This window comes from Collinsella sp. AF28-5AC, assembly GCF_003457875.1.
Lineage (GTDB): Bacteria > Actinomycetota > Coriobacteriia > Coriobacteriales > Coriobacteriaceae > Collinsella.
Map to the genome: position 1 here is coordinate 1 of NZ_QRTA01000025.1, position 524 is coordinate 524.

The window sequence follows — 524 nt, forward strand, 5'->3', positions numbered from 1 at the left end:
GTTTAGGGCCAAGGCGTAAATGCCCCCGGGTGCGAGGCCGGCGAGGAGCATCGCGGTCCCCGCGGCGATTATCGAAAACACGATCTGGATAAGGCGCCGGAATTTGGGCACGGGCGCCTTTGCCGCCAGGGTCCCGGGCCTTGTGGCGCCGAGCACGAGTATCGACGAGAGAAGGAAGGGGATGAAGGGGAGGAAAGACGGCGCCGTGGCAATGGCGTAAGGCAGGAAGGAAAGGAATGGCAGGTCGTTTGCGGAGGCCGGGATATCCGTGATGCCGGAGCTGCTCAGGGCACGGCAATACGCGAGGTCTGCGTCATTGGTCTCTCGGTCTCCCACGATGGACCCGGATTGGAAGCCTTCGCCCATGAGCGCGTAGTAGCTCTCGGCAGAATCGAGAAAGGCGGCGTCGGTTTGAGCGGCAAGGGCGGCGTTCGCGTATCTTGCAAGCTCCGCGTCAGCTTGCTGCTCTGGCGATAGGTCTGTGCCGTTGGCCTGGGGCGCGCGCGTATTGAATGCGTCGACAA

The 524-nt window shown here is 63.2% G+C and carries 1 protein-coding gene; it reads right to left on the reverse strand.

From position 1 onward, the window contains the following. Window positions 1–524, reverse strand: a 524-nt coding sequence (locus DWZ01_RS10235; RefSeq protein WP_199412433.1) for a hypothetical protein, incomplete at both ends; no start/stop codon positions are given.